Genomic DNA, 17437 nt, shown 5'->3' with positions numbered 1-17437 from the left:
GATGGCAGCCCGGCGCGCTCCATTTACTGCCCGATGGCTTCAGAATTGCAAGGGGTTGACAGGATCAGCCCAGTGCGCAGGCAACAGTCATTCCGCGTCCGGCTCGGGCCGGATCGATCGCCAGGCGGAAAGCGCGACGAAGTAGAGCGACGCGCCAACCCACAGCCAGAAGACCAGCGGCGAGGCTTCCGACAGCGGTTCGCCCTCGGGGTCGATCAGGACCAGCCGCAACGACGTCGCGGCCCAAAGCACCGTCATCGGGACCGTGACGTTGCGCCAGTCGCGCACCCGGAAGGGGTGGACGTATTTCCACGGCACGAAGGTCAGCACACAGCACAATGCGATGACCGCGAGGTTCAGCCACTGGTTGGTCTGCAGGATGTGGAAGTAGAGAACGATCAAGTTCCACACGGCCGGGAACCCGGCGAAGTAGTAGTCCGATGTCTTGAGATCCAGATTGGCGAAGGTGTAGCAACTGACGGCCATGATCGCGGCGGCCGACACCGTGGCCCAGCCCTCGGGCACGAAGTCGAACCAGTAGACCATCATCGCGGGAACAGCGACGTAGTTGAAGAAATCGATGACGTTGTCGAGGGTTGCGCCATCGAACTTCGGCGTCATCTCGTCGACCTTGACCCGGCGCGCCAGCGTGCCGTCGATCCCGTCGACGAAAAGCGCGAGGCCGAGCCAGATGAACACCGCGATCCTGTCGCCCTCGAGAATTGCGAGGAGCGCAAGAAATCCCAGGACGATGCCCGAGGTCGTGAATGCATGCACCGCCCAGGCGGCCGCCACCTCGGTCTTCTTCGGCCCCAGCCTTGGATCTCGGGTCATGTTCTCGTCATACTGTCCCATGAGCCTTGATCGCAAGCATGCGCCCCAAGCGCAAGCTGGTATGCGCGGCCCGGCCCGCAATGCGCGCAGCCCGAAGGCATTGCCAGCAAGGCCGGGTGACGCGCGCCGGCTCGGGCCGCTCCGGCGCGGGTTCGCTTGACCGTGCCCTCTGGCCGCCCTAATGCCTCGGAGGGGTGTTTCCCTTGGGTCACGAGCAAAAGAAGCTGCACGCAGGCAAGTGGGAATGGACGCGAACGGCGCGAGACGTGCGGCTCCGAAGCTGCAGGCGGCTGCTCTTGGCTACGTCGAGCATCCCGACGGGCTGTCCTACGTGCTGGTGACCTCTCGGCGCACGCGGCGCTGGATCTTTCCCAAGGGGGCCGTCGATCCGGGTGAAAGCCCCGCCGCTGCCGCCGCGCGCGAGCTGGCCGAGGAAGCCGGCGTGCTCGGCGACGCCGAGCCCGAGCCCATCGGCACCTATACCGCACTCAAGGCGACGGCCACGGGCTTCGATCCGATCACGGTGTCGCTGTTTCCGGTCAGGGTCAGAAAGATCCTTCAGCGCTGGCCGGAGAAATCGCTGCGCCGTCGTCGCATCGTCCCCGCCGTGGAAGCCGGCGGGCTGATCTCGACGCTCGAGATGGCCGAGCTCCTGGCCGCCTTCGAACGCATGCATCGCGCCCGTAGCGGGGACTGAGGGCGCGCAGCTAGACGAGGCTCGCGGCCAACATCGCGCCGCTCATCGCCGCGATGAACGCGCCGCCGGCGATCTGCAGCGCCGGCGCGGCATAGCGCGCCGCCCGGCTGCCCCGCCCGGTCGCCGTCAGCGCGCTGCGCCGCACGCCCACAGAAGCCGCTGCCACCGCCACGACGACGGCGGCCGTGCCGAGCCCCATGGCGACGACCGCCGCGATCCCGGCCAGCGGCACGCCGAAGCGCCACGCCAGAACCAGCACGATCACCGCGCCTGTGCAGGGACGCAGGGCGATGCCGGCGACGATGGCTGCGCCGTCGCGCCAGCCCTGCATGGCCTCGACCGCCTCGGGGCTTGGTGCATGCGCGTGACCGCAGCCGCAACCCGGCCCATGGTCATGGGCATGAGCGTGGTGATGGCCGTGCCCACGCCCCGCCTCGTGGTGGTGATGCGGCGCGTCCCCGTCCCGGACCTGAACAGGCCGCGCCGCGACCAGCCCGCGAAGGCCGCGCCAGGCGAGCCAAAGGCCGATCAGCCCGACCGCCGCCGCGCTCGCGGGCGCCAGCAGGTCGTCGACGGTGCCCACCGCGCGCGAGGCGGTCATCTCGAACACCAGGAACCCGCCATAGACCAGCACGATCGCCGTGGCCGCCTGGGCGAGCGACGAGATCAGCGCAAGCCCCATGAGACGCCGTGCCGTCCCGCTCGAGGCGATCCCGGCGCCGCCGATCAGGACCTTGCCGTGGCCGGGGCCTACCGCGTGCACCACGCCATAGGCGGCGCAGGCGCCGATCAGCGTCCAGAGGGCCGCCCCGTCGCCCGAGCGCAGTTTCGTGACTGCCGCGGCGATCACGTCCTGAAAGGCCCGCTGCTGGCGCGCCGCCCAATAGGCGACCTCCGCGCCCGCGCCGCTCAGCCACAGCGCCACGCCCGCGGCCGTCAGCGCCACGACGACAAGAGCCGCCGTCAGTCGCACAGCATCACGATCCGGTCGGCGAAGAGGGCGCCCACGTCCTCCTGCTCGGGTGTCTCGTCGGTCTCGAGAAGCGACAGAGACGATTGCAGCGCCGCGAGCGAGCTGTCGGGTTCGAATAGCTCGATCCGAGCCCGGCACGCCTCGGGTGCCTGGCCCTCGATGCGCGGCTCGTGCGTGGCGAAATAGGCGAAGTAGTAGGTCGGGTCGTAGAGCTTCACCAGGACCTCATGCGCGCCGGGGTCGATGGGGGTTTCCAGCGCCCGCTCGAATGTCACCGTCAGCCGGCTTTCGGTCAACGACGCGGTGCCGTTCTCAGGCCCTGCCAGCGACAGCTTCGTGTTGCCGTGCCACAAATAGCTGTCGCCCTCGAAACCGCCCTCCCAGGTCATCTGGTCGGCCAGGACCTTCGCGGTCTCCTCCTCGGTGAGGACGCCGTCGGCGTCGCCGTCGACCTCGAGCGTCTCGAGGATGAAAAGCGTGGCAAAGGCGTCGTATTCCCAGATGACGCGGATCGCGCTCAGGCGGCCCTGATCGTCAAAGATGAAATGGGCCCCGCCGTCCAGGAACACATGGGGATGAGCGCTCGCCCGCTCGCCCCCGAGCATCATCAACGCCACAGCCGCGCCCAGCCAGATCCGCCGCATGCTGTCCTCGTGCCCGCATGGTTCCTGCAGGATGATATAGGGGATCGCGCGGCCTCTGCAGCCCCTTTCGCTGGCCGCGCGTTTGTGGCCCTGCGGTGCATCTCGATGCCCGTGCAAATGGACCACAGCCACCGCCGGTGGGTGGTTCAGGCCCGCCGGTGCTGTCCGGCTCGCGCGCGCGGATGCGCGGCATTATTTCTTGTTTGTCTCCTTGCCGCCGCCCAGCACTTCCGCGGCCTTTTCTGCCGCCTTCTCGGCGGCGTCTCCGGCGCTCTTGAGCGCCTTGTCGATATGCTCGCCCGCCTTCTCCGCGGACCCGGAATCCTCACGCTCGAAGGCGCCTCCGGCAAAGAGCACGGCGACGATCATGAAGACCGCGGTGGCGCCGGCAACGAAAGGTTTCATGCTGTTCTCCGACTCCTGCTTCGATGCCGGGGAAACGCGCGGGGCGGGGGACCTGTTCCACCGCCGATTGTGTCCGTTCGGCCACGCTTGCACGGATCGCGCGGCCGCGTCCGTGCACCGGGGAACCGCGCCGCGCCTCCGGGGTTGATCGTCCAAACCTCGTGATAAGGAGGAAGAAACGTGAAAGGCAGAGATCGGGCCCCTGGCCACAACAAGCGCGCCACGAATTGGCGCAGGCCCAGCGGCCCGCAGGCAGCAGTCGAGCGCAAACCCGCAGTTCGCGCGAGCGAGGGTGGCATTCATGGCGCTTGAACTCGTCGGCCTCGGGGCACTCGCCCTTCTCGCGATCGACACATGGGCGATCGTGTCGGTTCTGGGGTCCGGGCGCCCCGCTGGCGCCAAGGCCATGTGGACCGCGCTCGTTCTCGCGCTTCCGGTCGCGGGCTTCATCACCTGGCTGATGATCGGCCCGCGCGAGCGCGAATACCGCCTCTGAGATTTCCCGAATAACATGCGCGCCGCGGGGTCACTCCGCGGCGTCGCGCGTCTCCTCGCGGTGGCGCAGCTCGAACGCGCCGGGCGCGGTGGCGGCGTGGCCGCCCAGCGGCCCGGTGAGGGTGACGCGGTAGACGGTGTCGTCCACCGTCTCGCGGGTCAGCGTGCCGCCGATCTGGCGAGCAAACCCCTCCATCAGCCGCGCGCCCAGGCCCGAGCTGCGGTCGAGCGGGGCGCCGACCTGCGGCCCGCCCGAGTGCCGCATCGCCGGCCCCAGATCGTTCTCGAGCGTGATCTGGAAATTGTCGCCCTGGCGCGCCAGGCCAAGCCGGATCACCGTCTGCCCGGTGCCGCCAACGGCGTGCTTGAAGATGTTCGAGACGGCCTCGGTCATGAACAGCGCGATCGGCGTGGCGACCTCTGTGCCCACGGTGATCGGCTCCAGCGCGCTCTCGAAGCGCACGCTCGCTCGCGCGGGCTTGAGCGACGTGGTCAGGTGCTCGCACAGGTCCCGCAGCAGGTGGTCGAGCGGGATCGAGTCGAGCCGCTCCGTCGCGTAGAGGTTCTGGTGCACGAGGGCGAGGCCGTGGATGCGGTCCTGCACCAGTCGCAGCGAGCGGCGCTCGGCCTCGCTCTCGGACCGGCGCAGCTGCATGTTCATCAGGCTCGACACCATCTGGAGATTGTTCTTCACCCGGTGGTGCACCTCCAGCAGCAGCGACTTCTGCGAGGCGACCATCTCCTGAAGCGCGGATTCGCGCTCGGCAAGATTGCGGGCCATGACGCGGATCGCCTCGCCGAGGTTGCGGATCTCGGTCGGGGCGGCGTCGAGTTCCTCGATCTCGGTGTCCAGCTCGCCGCGGCCGAGGCGCGCCGCGACCCGCTCGAGATAACGCACATGGCGGGTCACCAGCCGGTCGATCGTCGCCGCGGCAACCATGACCGCGATCAGCCAAAGCAGGATCGGCGCGACCACCAGCAGCCCCTGGGCGCTTCCCACGAGCGCGCCAAAGCCCAGCTCGCGCGATGACGTCACCGCCCAGACCTGTCCGGCGATCAGCGGCATCACGAAGAACCGCCGCTCGATCCCGTCAGCCGAGATCAGGATCATGTCGCCCTCGGTGAAGCTGAGCAGGGGCTTTCGGTCCTTGGGCAGCCAGCCGCCCCCCTCGGCGCCACCGATGGCCAGCACCGCGCCGCCCTGGCCCAGCACCGCGAAGGGCCGCGGCGTGAGGTCCGATGCGACGAGGCCACGCAGGAAGGTGAGGTCGATCCCGACCGAGATGGCAAAGGCCTCGGGCGTGCGATCGGCCATCGGGTAGAAGGCCGTCACGAAGGCGGTGCCGTCCGCCGGGTTTTCCTGCGGCGCGCCGATCACGAAGCGCGGCCGGTCGAGGAAGTCGAGCCAGGCGGGGTTGCCCGCGATGCCGAGCGCGCGGGCATCGCCGCAGACGGCGATGCCATCGGCGTCGAGCAGGGCGCCGCCGGTCAGCCGCGGGTCGTTGCCCAGCGTCAGGCTCAGCGAGCGCGCGCAGGCGCCGGTCTCGTCGATCTCGCGCTTGAGCTCGCGCGCGGCGATCCGCAGTGTCTCGCGGATCGAGAGGAAGACCGATTGCTCCTCCTCCGCCGCCTTGCGCACGTCGGCGGCCAGAAGCTCGAGCCTCTGGCCGATCGCGTCATCGACATTGGTGAGCGCTTGGATGACGGCAAGCACGCCGGCGGGCGCCATCGCCACCGCAAGGATCAGCGCGAACTGGAAGCTGAGCCGTTGCAGTCCTGAATCCTGGCCCAGTTGCCGCATCCCGGTCGCGCCTCAGGCTGGCTGAGCCGCGGGACGCGGCCGCCCGACCCCGGCGCTCGAGCCGCCGCCGGCCACGTCGTCGTCCTGTGCCGTCGGGTCGGCGCCGTCGGATGCCCTGTCTCCGTCGGTTTCGCCCAGCAGCTCGGCAAGGCGCGCCCGCGCGCGGCTGACCCGGCTCTTGATCGTCCCCGGCGCGACGCCGCAGATCTCGGCGGCTTCCTCGTAGGAAAAGCCCGATGCCCCGACCAGGATCAGCGCCTCGCGCTGGTCGTCTCCCAGCGTCGCCAGCGCCGCGCGGAAATCGCGCATCGCCAGCCGGCCGTCATGGGCGGGCAGGTCGGTCAGACGCTCGGTCAGCGAGCCGTCGGCATCCTCGACCTCGTTGCGGCTCTTGCGAAGCTCGGAATAGTAGCTGTTGCGCAGGATCGTGAAGAGCCACGCACGCATGTTCGTGCCGGGTCGGAACTTGTCGCGGTTCGACCATGCCTTGACCATGGTCTCCTGCACCAGGTCGTCGGCCCGGTCGGGATCGCGATGGAAGGTGCGGGCAAAGCCGCGCAGCGGCTTGAGGGCGGCGACCAGCTCGTCGCGGAACGGATCGCTCATCGCTTGGCCTCCGCCTCGGCCAGACGGTCGAGCAGGCGCAGCAGATGATCGGGCAAGGGCTCCGCGGCAGCGTCGTCGTAAAGCTGGCGCAGCTGCGCGGTGATCGGGTCTTCCGCGGTCCCGTCGAATTCTGTGATCCGCGCGTTCCGGCGTTCGGCGGCGGACGTCTTAGGCGTGGTCACGGGCTCGGATCCTCCGGCTGCCTTGGCTCAACCAGCGGTTGGGTCGGCCTGTCTTTCGGAACGAACGTCTTGCCGGTCGCGTTGGTTCCAGCATAGCACGGGACGAGCCAGGATGGAGAGTCGGATGACCACCACCGCCCAGGGAACCGGCACCGGCAGGCAGAACCTGTCGGAGCTGATCGCCCCGCAGCTTCCCTATCTCAGGCGCTTTGCCCGTGCGCTTTGTGGCGAGCAGCGCGCCGGCGACGCTTTTGTCGCCGCGGTGATCGAGGCGCTGATCGAGGACCGCAATGCCCTCGACCTGACGCTGCCGACACGTGTCGCGGTCTACGCGCTGTTTCACCGGCTGTGGAGCGGCTCGGCACCGGGCGGCCCGGCGACGGGCGACACGGGTGTCGGCGCGGCACAGCTGAGAATCGCGCGCCTCACGCCACGCTCGCGCCAGATCCTCCTGCTCACCACGCTCGAGGGCTTCTCGCTCGACGATGCCGCCACGATCATGGGAATCGATCATGATGAGGCCGCAGGCCTCGCGCGCGAGGCCCGCGCCGAGCTCGAGCGCCAGATGCGATCGCGCGTCCTGATCATCGAGGACGAGCCGATCATCGCGCTCGACATCGAGAGCATCGTCACCGGCATGGGGCACGAGGTTGTCGGCATCGCCGACACCCGCGCCGGCGCCGTGGCCCTTGCCGACGACACCAAGCCCGACCTTGTGCTTGCCGACATCCAGCTCGCCGACGGCTCGTCGGGTATCGACGCGGTCGAGGACATTCTGGCCCGCATGAAGGTCCCCGTCATCTTCGTCACGGCCTTCCCCGAGCGTCTGCTGACGGGCGAGCGCCCCGAGCCGACCTTTCTCGTCACCAAGCCCTTCCGCACGGGCACGGTCGAGGCAGCGATCAGCCAGGTCCTGTTCCTCAGCGCTGCCAACTGACGGCGCCGAAGGGCATATATCCGGGCCCGGGCGGGTCAGAGCTCGCCCGCCTCCTCCAGGACCTTGCGCGCGACGCGGAAGCATTCCAGCGCCTGCGGGACGCCGCAGTAGATCCCGACGACGTGGATGATCGCGCGGATCTCCTCCTTGGTGACGCCGTTGTTCAGGGCGCCTCGGCAGTGGATCTCCCACTCGTGCATCTTGCCAAGCGCGCCGATCATCGCGAGGTTCATCATCGAGCGCGTCTTGGGCTCGATCGTCTCGTCGCCCCAGCCGAAGCCCCAGCACCACGCGGTCATCGCCTCCTGGAAGGGGCGGGTGAAGTCATCGGCGTTGGCGAGGTTCTTCTCGACATACGCGGCACCCAGGGTCGCCTTGCGCTGGGCGAGCCCCTTGTCGAACAGGTCATTCATCGAACTTGCTTTCTCTCTCGTTCCGGCTGCGCTCAGCGGCGCAGCACCGCCTGAAGTACGTCGCGCACGCCGATCGCGCCAGTGAAGATCTCGCCCTCGCCGAAAACCGCAACGGGCGCGGTCTGCGAGCGGTGCATCGCCAGCATGATCGTCTTGAGCGAGGTGCCCGGCTCGGCGCAGAACACCACCGGGCGGTCGGGCGCGACCTGCTCGACCTCGGCGCAAGGCATCCACTCGGCGGGGCGGCCGCGGCACTCGGCCTCGGCGACCCGGCCATCGGCATCGAGCCGGAACCGCGTCGTCTGCCGCCGGTCGAGCCAGACCCATCCGTCTCCCGCCGGTTCCAGGTCGCGCCGGTCGCGCATCACGTTCCACGCGGTCAGCACGCTCAACGGGTTCACGTTGGCGATGAAGTCGCGGACATAGTCGTTGGCCGGGCTCAGTACGATCTCCTCGGGCGAGCCGCTCTGCACGATGCGGCCGCCCTCCATGATCGTGATCGTGTTGCCGATCTTCAGCGCCTCCTCGAGGTCGTGGCTGACAAACAGGATCGTCTTCCTCAGCACGTTCTGCCATTCCAGCAGGGCGTCCTGCAGCTTGGCGCGGATCAGCGGGTCCAGCGCCGAGAACGGCTCGTCCATCAGCAGGATCGGCGCGTCGGTGGCGAAGGCGCGCGCAAGCCCCACGCGCTGCTGCATTCCGCCCGACAGCTCGTGGACCTGCTTCTCGGCCCACTGGTCGAGACCGACCAGCTTGAGCTGCGCGGCGACCCGCTCGCGCCGCGCGGCCGTCGGGATTCCCGCCAGCTCGAGCCCGAAGCCCACATTGTCGGCGACCGTGCGCCAGGGCAGCAGGCCGAACTGCTGGAACACCATGGCGACGCATTCGCGCCTCACCTGCTGCAGATCGGCCGCGCTGCAATGCGCGACATCGGCCGACCAGCCGTTGTCATGGACGACGACCCGGCCGCGCGCGACCTTGTTGAGCCCGTTGACCGAGCGCAGCAGCGTCGACTTGCCCGAGCCCGAAAGCCCCATCAGGACGGAGATTTCCCCCTGTCCCACCGTCAGCGAGCAGTCGGCGCAGCCGAGCACGGCACCGGTGCTCTCGAGGATCTCGCTGCGCTCGGCGCCCCGGTCCATCATCGCCAGCGCTTCGGCCTGGCGGTCGCCGAACACGATGTCGACGGCCTCGAATTCGATTGCAGGGGTCATTTCGTGGTCCTCGCGCCGATCCGGCTCATCCGGTCAAGGATGATCGCAAGGATCACGATCGACAGCCCCGCCTCCAGCCCCAGCGGGATGTTGACCGAGTTGAGCGCCCGCACCACCGGCTTGCCGAGCCCGTTGGCCCCGATCAGCGCCGCGATCACCACCATCGAGAGCGAAAGCATGATGCATTGCGTCAGCCCCGCCATGATGGTCGGAAGGGCCGACGGCAGCTCGACCTTCCACAACAGCTGACGCGGCGTCGCGCCGAAGGCGAGCCCCGCCTCGATCATCGGCGTCGGCACCGATTTCACGCCAAGGTAGGTCAGGCGGATTGGCGTCGGCGCGGCGAAGATCACGGTGACGATCAGCCCCGGCGCCGGACCCAGGCCGAACATGATCAGGACCGGGATCAGGTAGACGAAGGTCGGCAGCGTCTGCATCAGGTCGAGGATCGGCTGCATGACCCGCCACAGCCGGTCGTTATGCGCGCACAGGATGCCCATGGGCACGCCGATCGCCATCGAGGCCGCAGCCGCGGCGACGACCAGCACCAGCGTCTCGACCGTTTCTTCCCACAACCCCTGGTTGATGATGAACAGCAGGCCCAGCAGGACGCCGACCGCCAGCTTGCGCGAGCGTTGCAGCCGCCAGGCCAGCGCCGCGATGGCCAGCACCGTCAGCACCGGGGGCACCGCCATGATGATGTCGACGAGCCCGTCGAGCACCCATGTCGCGGCGTCCGAGAAGCTGTCGAACAGGATGTAGAAATTGTCGGTCAGGAACTGGAAGAACGACTTGCCCCACTGGCCAATCGGTATCTTCCAGTCCTCGATGGCCTCGCTGACGGGATCCATGGACGCCTACTCCCCCCTCGGCCGGCCGGGCGCCGCGCCCGGCCAGATCTGTTGCCGCCACGCGGGCGTCAGTCGAGCTCGGCCTTGACCGCCGCCATCGCGTCCCCGCCGTCAAAGGTGGTCACGCCCTCGAGCCAGGGCCCGATGGCGTCCGGATTGGCCTCGAGCCAGTCCTCGGCCGCATCCTCGGCATCCTCGCCATTGAGGATCGCGCCCATGATGGCGTTTTCCATCGACAGCGAGAAGGTGAGGTTCGTCAGAAGCTTTCCGAGGTTCGGGCATTCCTGCACAAGTCCCGCGCGGACATTGGTGTGCACGGTTGCCGCGCCAAAGCCGGAATCGCCCATGCCGTCGAGATAGGCGATCTCCATCTCGCCCATCACCGGGTGCGGGGTCCAGCCCAGGAAGGCGATCCAGTCCTCGCCCCGGATCGACCGCTCGGCCTGGCTCAGCATGCCGGCTTCCGAGCTCTCGACCAGTTCGAAGCCCGGCAGCTGGCCGCTCTCGATCATGTCGAGGATGATCCTGTTGCCGTCATTGCCGGGCTCGATCCCGTAGATCTTCGCATCGAACTTGTCGGCGTTCGCGGCGACGTCCGAAAGGCTGGTGACACCGGCATCCGCCACGTATTTCGGCACGACGATGCCGTATCCCGCCCCGGTCAGGTTCTGCGTGATCGTCTCGACCGAGCCGTCGTCGAGATAGGGCTGCACGTCCGCCGCCATCGAGGGCATCCAGTTGCCCAGGAAGACGTCGATGTCCTTGTTCTTCAGCGAGGCATAGGTCACCGGGACCGAGAGCACCTGCACCTCTGGATCATAGCCCAGCGCGTCCAGCAGCACGGTCGTCACGCCGGTGGTCGCCTGGATGTCGGTCCAGCCCACGTCCGAGAAGGTCACCGTCTTGCACGAGTCCGGATCTGCGGCGAGGGCGGCCGGCGCGACCGAACAGGACAGCAGCGCGGCGAGAAGCATGCGTTTCATGGCGGGAACCTCCGGTTGACGTTTCTGATGGCGCTCGGCCGATGGGCCGCGCGGAATTGGATGGTAATTTGAACCACGATTTTCGGCGTGACGCCAGCAACAGCGCCAGACGCCGCCGAAGGCGGGTATCCGGCGCTCTCGGGCGCGGGCGAAATCTTGCCGCGCAAGCCTTCCGGGAATCGGCCCGATGGCCTAGGCCTCGGTCTGACGGATGGGAGCTTCGCATGACCTGCACGATCCTCGGCGCGGGCGCCGGCGGCGCCGCGCGGACGGCGCGAGGCCGCGCATGACGGGCGGGCACGCAACAGCCCTCGGCCTCGCGCTCTTCGCCGCGGTCATGTGGGGGCTGTGGTGGGTCCCCATCCGCATGCTCGAGGGGGCGGGGCTGCACGGTGTCTGGCCCGGGCTGGCCATGGCGGCGGGCGCGCTGCCGGCCTTCGCGATCGCCGCCGCGCGGGGCGGGCGGGCGCGTGCCGTCGCCGGCGGCGCGCCGGTCGTCCCGCCTCGGTCGGAGCAGCAGCGCGCGCTGGCCGGCGCGGTCGCCTGTGGCCTTGCGGTGATGCTCTACGCCTCGGCGCTCGCCTTCACTGATGTCGTCCGCGCGGTCCTGCTCTTCTACCTTGCGCCCGCCTGGAGCACCGCGATCGAGTGCCTTTTCCTCGGCCGGCGATGGAGCCGGCGCAGCGCGCTTGCGCTCGGCCTCGGGGCCTGCGGGGTCATGGCCATCCTGCGCCTCGTCCCGACCGGCGAGGGCGTCGGCGTGGTGTGGAACGCGGGCGACAGCATGGCGCTGGCCTCGGGCCTCGCCTGGTCGGTCGGAACCGCGCTCATCTTCACCGCGCCCACGCCCGGCTCGGGGCGCCTGTCGCTGGCGATGGGCCTTGGCGCGCTTTGCGCGGGCCTTGCCATTGCCTTCTCGGGTGACGGGGCGGGCGCGATGCCCGACCTCTCGGTCCTTGTCGCCGCCCTGCCGCTCGCGCTCGTCACCGGCCTCGTCTACCTTGCGCCGGTCATCCTCGGCACGATGTGGAGCGCGCAGCGCCTGCCGCCCGCTACGCTCAGCTTCCTGCTCACCGCCGAGATCATCTCGGGCGTGGGGTCGAGCGCGCTCTTCCTCGACGAGCCCTTCGGGTGGCCCGAAATGGTGGGCACGGTGCTCGTCACCCTAGGCGCCCTGGTCGAGGTCGTGCGCGCGCCGCGCCATCCGCGGCTCGATCACACTTGACGCCCGCCATCCGGGCACGCCAGCAAGGATCCGAGCCTGCCGCAACGGCAGGCCATCGCGGAGCATCGCCATGACCGCCAGCCCGAGCGCCCCGCAGCGGGGCTTTCCCCCGGCCGAGTACGCGGCCCGCACCACGCGGGCGCAGGGCATCATGCGGGACCACGCGTTCGACGCGCTGGTGCTCACGACCCCGCACAACATCCGCTATTTCACCGGCTTCGACAGCCAATTCTGGGAGAGCCCGACCCGGCCCTGGTTCGTGGTGGTCCCGGCCGCGGGCGAGCCGGTCGCCGTCATCCCCGAGATCGGCGCGCCGCAGATGGCGCTCACCTGGCTCTCCGACATTCGCAGCTGGCCTGCGCCGCGGCCCGCCGACGACGGCACCTCGCTGCTCGTGGGCGCGCTCGGCGATCTGCCGCGGCGCTTCGGGCGGGTGGGCTTCGAGCTTGGCCGCGAGCAGAGCCTGCGCATGCCGGTGACGCAGTTCCTCGACTTGCGGCAGCGGCTGCCCGGCCTCGCGCTCGATGACGGCGGCGCCTGCATATGGGCGATCCGCATGGTCAAGACCGAGGCCGAGATCGACCGCATCCGGCATATCTGCGGCATCGCCTCGGACGCCTATGACCGCGTGCCCGACCTCGTCGGCGCGGGCATGACCGACCGCGAGGCCGCCCGCGCGCTCAGGATCGAGCTTGCCCGCCTCGGCGCCGACGCCACGCCCTTCCTGCCGGCCGTCTCGGGGCCGGGCGGCGTGCCCCAGATCGTCTGCGGCCCCGGCGACCGGGTGCTCGAGCCGGGCGACATCCTGTTCTTCGACACCGGCTCGACCTTCGACGGCTACTTCTGCGACTTCGACCGCAACTACGCGATCGGCGCGCCCGGCGATGCCGTGCGCCGCGCGCACGAGGCGATGTGGCGCGCGACCGAGGCCGGTATCGCCGCCGCCCATCCGGGCGCGACGACCGACGACCTGCACCGCGCCATGTCGGCCGTCATCGAGCAGGCGGGCTCGATCGGCAACAGTGTCGGGCGTCTCGGCCACGGCCTCGGCATGCAGCTGACCGAGCCGCCCTCGCACATGCCCGGCGACGGCACGGTGCTCGAGGCGGGCATGGTCATCACCATCGAGCCGGGCATGGAATACGCCCCCGGCCGCATGATCGTGCACGAGGAGAACATCGTCATCCGCCCCGGCGGCGCCGAGCTGCTGACCCGCCGCGCCCCGCGCGACCTGCCGGTCCTGTGAGGATGCCTTGCGCCGGGCAGGTGGCAGACTGAAACTGCCGGCACGGCACTGCCGCGGAGAGAGAGCATGACACCCAGCGCCGATACCGGCGAGGACCAGGACGCGCCCGTCCCTTACATTGCGCGCACGCGCAGCTACTACGCCGCACTCGGCTATGGCGCGCCCTATGCTTGGGCAAGTTTCGACGACGTGCCGTTCCAGCCCCTTTCGAAGCCGCTCGCGGCCTGCCGCGTCACCCTGGTGACGACCGCCGCGCCATACCAGCCCGACAAGGGCGATCAGGGGCCCGGCGCGCCCTACAATGCCGCAGCCAAGTTCTACCAGGTCTACTCGCTCGATGCCGCGACCGATCACGACCTGCGCATCTCGCACGTTGCGATCGATCGCGATCACACCACTGCCGAGGACCCCAACACCTATTTCCCCTTGCCGGCGCTGCGCCGCGCGGCGGCCGCGGGGCGCATCGGCGCCGTCGCGCCGCGCATCCACGGCCTGCCCACCAACCGCAGCCAGCGCACGACGGTTGAGACCGATTGCCCCGAACTCGTCGCCCGCTGCCGCGCTGACGGGGCCGACGCCGCGATTCTGGTGCCGAATTGCCCAGTCTGCCATCAGAGCGCGAGCCTCGCCGCCCGCGCGCTCGAAGAGGCGGGCATCGCCACCGTGGTGATGGGCTGCGCGCGGGACATCGTCGAACATGCGGGCGTGCCACGCCTGCTGTTCTCGGACTTTCCGCTGGGCAATGCCGCGGGCCTGCCGGGCGACGTGGCCTCGCAGGACCTGACGCTCGGCCTTGCACTCGATCTGCTAGAAAGCGCGCCCGGGCCGCGCACAACGCACCGCTCGCCACTGCGCTGGAGCGGGCGGCCCGGATGGAAGCAGGATTACTGCAACATCGCGCGCCTGCCGCCCGAGGAGATCGCGCGCCGCCGCGCCGAGTTCGATCGCGGGAAGCAGACGGCGAGCGCCCTGCGCGAGACGGCGGGCCGGGCGGACTGAGCGCAGCTCAGCCCCCGGCGGGTCCGCTGCCGGCCTCGCCTTCGACCTCGGCGCGCAGGGCGGTCTTGAGCACCTTGCCGTAGTTGTTCTTGGGCAGGGCGTCGACCACCCGGTAGGCCTTGGGCCGCTTGAAGCGCGCGATGCGTTCGAGGCAGTGGCGGTCGAGCGCGCCCGTGTCCAGCGCCCGGCCGGGCTCGGGAACCACGAAGGCGATGACCTCCTCGCCCCAGTCCGGATGGCGCCGGCCGATCACCGCCGCCTCGGCCACGTCGGCATGCTCCAGCAGCACCTCCTCGACCTCGCGGGGATAGATGTTCGAGCCGCCCGAGATGATGACGTCCTTCGAGCGGTCGGTCAGCGTGAGGAAGCCGTCCGCGTCCAGCCGGCCGACATCGCCGGTCCACAGCCAGCCATCGCGGATCGCCCTGTCCGTTGCCTCGGGGTTACGCCAGTATCCCGCCATCACCTGCGGGCCGCGCACCAGGATCTCGCCCGTCTCGCCCGCGGGCAGCCGGTGCCCCGTCTCGTCGGCGATGGCGATCTCGGCGCAGCTCTGCGCGACGCCGACCGAGCCCAGGCGCTCGCGCCAGCGCGGATGCGCACGATCCGCCACCATCGCCCGCGACAGGGCCGAGATCGTCATCGGCGCCTCGCCCTGGCCATAGATCTGCACGAAGCGCGGCCCCATGACCGTGATCGCCTCCTCGATATCGGCCAGGTACATTGGCGCTCCGCCATAGACGATGGTCTTGATGCCCTCGCCGGTCAGGCCGCGCTCGCGGGCCCGCTGCACCAGCCGGCGCACGATGGTGGGGGCCGCGAACATCGAGATCCCGTCGATGCGGGGCGCGAGGTCGAGGATCTCGTCGGGATCGACGCCGCCCGAGGGGGGCACCACGTGGCGCGCGCCCATGCGGGTATGCACGAAGGTGTAGAGCCCCTGTCCGTGCGACATCGGCGCGGCGTAGAAGGCGGCGTCCGACGGTGCCACGGTGTCGACATCGATCGGGTAACAAAGCGACGCGGCGATCAGGTTGCCATGGGTGATCATCACCCCCTTGGGCCGTCCCGTCGTGCCCGAGGTGTAGAAGAGCCACGCCAGGTCCCCGTCCCCGCGAGGCGCCGGCGTCGCCGATCCCTCGGTTGCCCGCATCCCGTGCCATTCACCGGTGTCGGCCCCGATCAGCCGCAGCCCGGGCGCGGCCGCCGCCAGCGGGCCCGCCGTGTCCGCCGCGACGACGCAGGCCCGTGCCTGCGCGTTGTCGAGGATCCACGCCGCCTCGGCCGGATGCAGCTTGGCATTGATCGGAACCGCCGCCGCGCCCGCCCAGAGGATGCCGTAGAGCGCCTCGAGATACTCGGTCCGATTCGCCATGAAGATCCCGACGCGATCACCCGGCGCGATGCCGAAACGCGCATCCAGTGCCGCCGCGACGCCTGACGCGCGCCGCGCGAAGGCCGCGTAGTCCGCCAGCACCTCGGTGCCGGTCAGCAGGGCAGGGGCGCCGGGAGCGAGGCGCGCGCTCGCCTCGAGCCAGCGGGCGATGTTCATCAGGTTGGCTCCCGAAAGCAGTCGATGATGGCTGACCACCCTGCCGGGATCGGCACCGGCGTCAAGCCGTGATGCCGATGGCCTGTCTTGCGCCCGCGCCCGGCGGCCCTCAGGGCCAGGGAAGGCTTGCCGGCGGGTCGAGGGTGATCTCCTCGAGCCCCTCGCAGGGCGCGCCGTCGCGCTCGATCAGCAGGAATTCCTGGCTTTGGGTCAGGATCAGAAGCGGGTGGTGCCAGATGCCGGGATCGTACTGGACGCCCTGGTCGCCGAAGGCATGGAAGAGCCGGCAGTCCTCGGCCTTGGGGCGCTCGCCATGGGCCACGACCAGCACCCAGTCCTCGGTGGTCATCGGAATCAGCGTCCGGGTCGACTTCGGGTGCCGCTCGAGCCGTTCGAGCATGCGGTTGGGCCAGCGCCGCGCGCGGATGATCGACACGATCGCACTTGCGCCTTCGCCAGGGTCGATCCGCGCGAGCCGATGATAAAGGGTGGCGTGGCCGTCGCCGAGGCTGCACCGCTCGGCGTCCTCGGTCTCGATCAACGTACCGAAGGGCGCAAAGCTCTCGGGGAGCAAAGGTTCCGGCTTTAGAAGCATGCACGACACCCGGAAAACACATACGAACCGTTAATAAATACCACAGCACCCCGTGTCTTGCGTGCATCTTTCTGCGTCGGAGATGGGTTTCCGACCGTATCACTCGCCCAAACTGTGCCCTGGAAGTGACGCCCGTGGCGTCAGACGCGCGCTTGCGCCAGCGCCTCAAGCCTCAGCCGGGCAATTCGGTGAACCTGCGCCAGCGCCTCGCGGAACTCGTCCTCCGGCGGGTTGCCGAAACGCGCGCGAAACCGCTCGAGGATCGCCTGCCTGTCGAGGCCGCGTACCGCGACGATGAACGGAAATCCGAAGCGCGCGGTGTAGGCGCCGTTCAGCCGGGTGAACTCGTCGAATTCGGCGGGCGAGCATTGATCGAGCCCCGCGCCCGCTTGCTCCGATGTCGAGGCGGCCGTCAGCCCGCCGCTCATGGCGAGCCGTCCCGCGAGATCGGGGTGCGCCCGCAGCAGCTCGAGCTGCCGTGCACGCGGCGCGCCGTCCACGACCGCGGCCATCGCCTCGGCAAGGCGCGCCACCTCGTCGGTCGCGTGCCCGGCGTCCCACACCGCCGCGGCGATCCAAGGCGACTCCTCGTAGACGCCGCCATAACGTGCGAGGAAGCCGGCACGATCGAGCGCCGAGGGTGGCATGGTGCGGAACGTCGCCCGGGCCATCGACACGCGTGCCTCAGCGGCCGGGCAGGGCGGCGCGGTGGGGGGGCGCCGCCGTCGGACGCGTGGGCGGGAATCGGTCGGTGTTCGGTCTCATTCCTGGTCGCCCTTCAGATC

Annotated in this window: 20 protein-coding genes; 6 read left to right on the top strand and 14 right to left on the bottom strand. The window is 69.6% G+C overall.

Translation table 11 applies throughout. The features are described 5' to 3' along the window. Positions 1-87: 87 nt before the first annotated feature. Positions 88-855 (bottom strand): CDP-alcohol phosphatidyltransferase family protein, encoded by a 768-nt coding sequence (locus H0I76_RS06270; RefSeq protein WP_200608400.1) that lies wholly within the window; start codon positions 853-855, stop codon positions 88-90. 223 nt (positions 856-1078) lie between these two features. On the opposite strand from H0I76_RS06270, the gene H0I76_RS06265 reads away from it, so the two are divergent. Continuing rightward, positions 1079-1531, top strand: a complete 453-nt coding sequence (locus H0I76_RS06265; RefSeq protein ID WP_200608398.1) for an NUDIX hydrolase — start codon at positions 1079-1081, stop codon at positions 1529-1531. Between the two features lie 10 nt (positions 1532-1541). Here the strand turns inward: H0I76_RS06265 and H0I76_RS06260 are convergent, their stop codons facing one another. From H0I76_RS06260 to H0I76_RS06250, 3 genes are all read right to left on the bottom strand, one after another. Next, a complete protein-coding gene (locus H0I76_RS06260; protein WP_200608396.1) occupies positions 1542-2504 on the bottom strand; it encodes a nickel/cobalt transporter in 963 nt (320 codons plus the stop codon). Continuing rightward, positions 2495-3148, bottom strand: a complete 654-nt coding sequence (locus H0I76_RS06255) for a DUF1007 family protein (RefSeq protein ID WP_200608394.1) — start codon at positions 3146-3148, stop codon at positions 2495-2497. The genes H0I76_RS06260 and H0I76_RS06255 overlap by 10 nt, the downstream gene beginning before the upstream one ends. Positions 3149-3340: 192 nt before the next feature. Then, the gene (locus tag H0I76_RS06250) at positions 3341-3553 is read right to left on the bottom strand and encodes a hypothetical protein (protein ID WP_200608392.1); all 213 of its coding nucleotides are present in this window, start codon (positions 3551-3553) and stop codon (positions 3341-3343) included. Positions 3554-3854: 301 nt separating this feature from the next. Between H0I76_RS06250 and H0I76_RS06245 the strand changes: the two genes are divergently transcribed. Then, positions 3855-4049: a PLD nuclease N-terminal domain-containing protein gene (locus H0I76_RS06245; RefSeq protein ID WP_200608390.1), complete on the top strand. Its 195-nt coding sequence runs from the start codon at positions 3855-3857 to the stop codon at positions 4047-4049. 30 nt (positions 4050-4079) lie between these two features. Here H0I76_RS06245 and H0I76_RS06240 read toward each other — a convergent pair whose 3' ends face one another. The 3 genes from H0I76_RS06240 to H0I76_RS19680 are packed head-to-tail and all read right to left on the bottom strand — an operon-like array spanning position 4080 to position 6637. Continuing rightward, positions 4080-5849 carry a sensor histidine kinase gene (locus tag H0I76_RS06240; protein ID WP_200608387.1) on the bottom strand — a complete coding sequence of 590 codons (1770 nt, stop codon included), beginning with the start codon at positions 5847-5849 and terminating at the stop codon, positions 4080-4082. 12 nt (positions 5850-5861) lie between these two features. Continuing rightward, on the bottom strand, positions 5862-6455 hold the full coding sequence (locus tag H0I76_RS06235; RefSeq protein ID WP_200608385.1) for a sigma-70 family RNA polymerase sigma factor: 594 nt from the start codon (positions 6453-6455) through the stop codon (positions 5862-5864). Then, positions 6452-6637 carry a NepR family anti-sigma factor gene (locus H0I76_RS19680; protein ID WP_200608383.1) on the bottom strand — a complete coding sequence of 62 codons (186 nt, stop codon included), beginning with the start codon at positions 6635-6637 and terminating at the stop codon, positions 6452-6454. The genes H0I76_RS06235 and H0I76_RS19680 overlap by 4 nt, the downstream gene beginning before the upstream one ends. Positions 6638-6761: 124 nt before the next feature. On the opposite strand from H0I76_RS19680, the gene H0I76_RS06225 reads away from it, so the two are divergent. Further along, positions 6762-7574: a response regulator gene (locus H0I76_RS06225; protein WP_200608381.1), complete on the top strand. Its 813-nt coding sequence runs from the start codon at positions 6762-6764 to the stop codon at positions 7572-7574. Positions 7575-7609: 35 nt separating this feature from the next. Here H0I76_RS06225 and H0I76_RS06220 read toward each other — a convergent pair whose 3' ends face one another. From H0I76_RS06220 to choX, 4 genes are all read right to left on the bottom strand, one after another. Next, positions 7610-7987 carry a carboxymuconolactone decarboxylase family protein gene (locus H0I76_RS06220; RefSeq protein ID WP_200608379.1) on the bottom strand — a complete coding sequence of 126 codons (378 nt, stop codon included), beginning with the start codon at positions 7985-7987 and terminating at the stop codon, positions 7610-7612. A 32-nt stretch (positions 7988-8019) separates the two neighbouring features. Beyond that, positions 8020-9201, bottom strand: coding sequence for a choline ABC transporter ATP-binding protein (gene choV / locus H0I76_RS06215; RefSeq protein ID WP_200608377.1), 1182 nt, complete (start codon positions 9199-9201; stop codon positions 8020-8022). Next, positions 9198-10052, bottom strand: coding sequence for a choline ABC transporter permease subunit (gene choW / locus H0I76_RS06210; protein ID WP_200608374.1), 855 nt, complete (start codon positions 10050-10052; stop codon positions 9198-9200). The genes choV and choW overlap by 4 nt, the downstream gene beginning before the upstream one ends. A gap of 68 nt (positions 10053-10120) precedes the next feature. Then, positions 10121-11035 carry a choline ABC transporter substrate-binding protein gene (gene choX / locus H0I76_RS06205; RefSeq protein ID WP_234455154.1) on the bottom strand — a complete coding sequence of 305 codons (915 nt, stop codon included), beginning with the start codon at positions 11033-11035 and terminating at the stop codon, positions 10121-10123. Between the two features lie 286 nt (positions 11036-11321). Here choX and H0I76_RS06200 point away from each other — a divergent pair, with 286 nt between their 5' ends. The 3 genes from H0I76_RS06200 (at position 11322) to H0I76_RS06190 (ending at position 14505) form a co-directional block, all read left to right on the top strand. Beyond that, the gene (locus H0I76_RS06200; protein WP_200608372.1) at positions 11322-12260 is read left to right on the top strand and encodes a DMT family transporter; all 939 of its coding nucleotides are present in this window, start codon (positions 11322-11324) and stop codon (positions 12258-12260) included. A 70-nt stretch (positions 12261-12330) separates the two neighbouring features. Beyond that, a complete protein-coding gene (locus H0I76_RS06195) occupies positions 12331-13506 on the top strand; it encodes a M24 family metallopeptidase (RefSeq protein ID WP_200608369.1) in 1176 nt (391 codons plus the stop codon). A 66-nt stretch (positions 13507-13572) separates the two neighbouring features. After that, positions 13573-14505 (top strand): glycine/sarcosine/betaine reductase selenoprotein B family protein, encoded by a 933-nt coding sequence (locus H0I76_RS06190; protein ID WP_200608367.1) that lies wholly within the window; start codon positions 13573-13575, stop codon positions 14503-14505. A 7-nt stretch (positions 14506-14512) separates the two neighbouring features. Here the strand turns inward: H0I76_RS06190 and H0I76_RS06185 are convergent, their stop codons facing one another. From H0I76_RS06185 to uraD, 3 genes are all read right to left on the bottom strand, one after another. Further along, positions 14513-16057 carry a class I adenylate-forming enzyme family protein gene (locus H0I76_RS06185; RefSeq protein WP_200608365.1) on the bottom strand — a complete coding sequence of 515 codons (1545 nt, stop codon included), beginning with the start codon at positions 16055-16057 and terminating at the stop codon, positions 14513-14515. A gap of 109 nt (positions 16058-16166) precedes the next feature. Beyond that, positions 16167-16652, bottom strand: coding sequence for an ureidoglycolate lyase (locus H0I76_RS06180; protein WP_200608363.1), 486 nt, complete (start codon positions 16650-16652; stop codon positions 16167-16169). A 140-nt stretch (positions 16653-16792) separates the two neighbouring features. Next, positions 16793-17323, bottom strand: coding sequence for a 2-oxo-4-hydroxy-4-carboxy-5-ureidoimidazoline decarboxylase (gene uraD, locus H0I76_RS06175; protein ID WP_200608361.1), 531 nt, complete (start codon positions 17321-17323; stop codon positions 16793-16795). Positions 17324-17437 lie beyond the last annotated feature (114 nt).

Source organism: Thermohalobaculum xanthum (assembly GCF_016623495.1).
Classification (GTDB): domain Bacteria; phylum Pseudomonadota; class Alphaproteobacteria; order Rhodobacterales; family Rhodobacteraceae; genus Thermohalobaculum; species Thermohalobaculum xanthum.
This window is presented reverse-complemented; position numbering and strand designations above follow the sequence as displayed.